Origin of the sequence: Mesorhizobium sp. M1A.F.Ca.ET.072.01.1.1 (assembly GCF_004023325.1) — a bacterium.
Lineage (GTDB): Bacteria > Pseudomonadota > Alphaproteobacteria > Rhizobiales > Rhizobiaceae > Mesorhizobium.
Map to the genome: position 1 here is coordinate 1 of NZ_RZSF01000630.1, position 1,460 is coordinate 1,460.

Annotated in this window: 2 protein-coding genes; both read right to left on the minus strand. The window is 63.2% G+C overall.

The features are described 5' to 3' along the window. A partial coding sequence (locus tag EOA32_RS37115) for a serine hydrolase (protein WP_145971514.1) occupies window positions 1–270 on the minus strand: 270 nt, incomplete at its 3' end. 156 nt (window positions 271–426) lie between these two features. Continuing rightward, window positions 427–1,367, minus strand: a protein-coding gene (locus EOA32_RS37120; protein WP_095829759.1) for an IS630 family transposase whose coding sequence is annotated in 2 segments (ribosomal slippage) — window positions 427–1,034 and window positions 1,034–1,367 — 942 coding nt in all. Because the reading frame shifts where the segments join, the coding sequence is not laid out codon by codon here. Window positions 1,368–1,460 lie beyond the last annotated feature (93 nt).

Consider the following 1,460-nt stretch of genomic DNA (forward strand, 5'->3'; position numbering starts at 1 on the left):
GCCATCGGCGTCGACCGGCTCCGGTCTGCCGGCTTCGCGATGCCCGAAACCCTTGAGGAAGATCACCTTGTCGTCATGCACGACGCCGATGGCAAGGCCGGGGACGGCACCATCGGCGACGGCGGCTTGCGCCAGCGCTTCGAGCTTCGGCAAGGCGGCGGCGATGCGCGCGGGCGTGACGGGATCGGCCGATGCCGCATGCGGCCAAAGCGCCAGTCCGGCGATGAAGGCCAAAACCGTCAAATGACAGAGATCCCGACCAAGCCGCATCGCGCGCTCCCTTCCCTGCATTCACCCTAAGATTGTACAGGCCGGCACCGGCCTGGCCAAGCCCTGCGCCGCCCTGATCATCCTCCCAATCGACTGGTGTGGCGCCGGGTGCGTCCCTCACCTCTGGGCCTGCGCCCGCCTTAGAGCGGGATGAAGTCATCTCCGGTCGTATCCTGCATTGGCGAAGTAGTTTGAGCACTCGGCGGGTGTCGTCCGGTTGAGGATTTCGCCGATCGCCTGGCAGACGGTCTCGGCCGTCCGTTTGGCCGCCTTTCGAAGCCAGTGTTTGAGCTTGGCGAAGAACTGTTCGATGGGATTGAGGTCGGGTGAGTATTTGGGCAGGAGAATCAACTTGGCCCCTGCCTTGCGAATGGTGCGACGCACGGCCTTGCCCTTATGCGAGCCGAGATTGTCCATGACGACGATGTCGCCGGGCTTCAGGGTCGGAACCAGCACGGTCTCGATATAGAGGCGGAAGCGCTCGCCATTGATCGGCCCATCGATGAGCCATGGCGCGGTGATGCCGTCATGGCGCAAGGCGGCCAGGAACGTCATGGTTTTCCAGTGGCCGTGCGGCACCTTTGCCTTGATGCGCTGCCCAACTGGCGCCCAGCCTCTGAGTGGCGCCATGTTGGTCTTGGTCCAGGTTTCGTCGATGAACACCAGGCGGGCAGGATCGATGCGGTTCTGATAGGCCAGCCATTGCGCCCGTCGGCGCGCTACGTCGGGGCGATCCTGCTCGGCCGCGACCAACGTCTTTTTTTGTACGACAGACCCTCGGCGTGGACGAACTCCCAGACCGAGCGATAGTCGACCTCAAGCCCTCGTTCGGCGAGCTCGGCGACAAGCCCGCGCAGCGTGAAGGCCTGCTTGCGGCAGCGCTCAATGAGCCAGTCGCGCCAGGCCCCCGATAGCTTCTTCGGCTTGGAACCACCGACTTTGCGCGGTGCTACGCTGCCGGTTTCCTCATCGAGCTTCACCCACTCGATCGCAGCGCTGTAGCTGACCCCGAAACGCTTCGCAGCTGCGCGCCGCGACATTCCCTCTGTCTTCACCGCCGCCACGACGCGCTCTCGCAGATCCATCGATAGTGCCATCCATGCTGGCCTCCTTCCCAGCATGAATGGTGAATCATAAACCCGCTGATTTGGGAATCCTCAACGACTCCCAACAATTTCATCCCGCTCTAG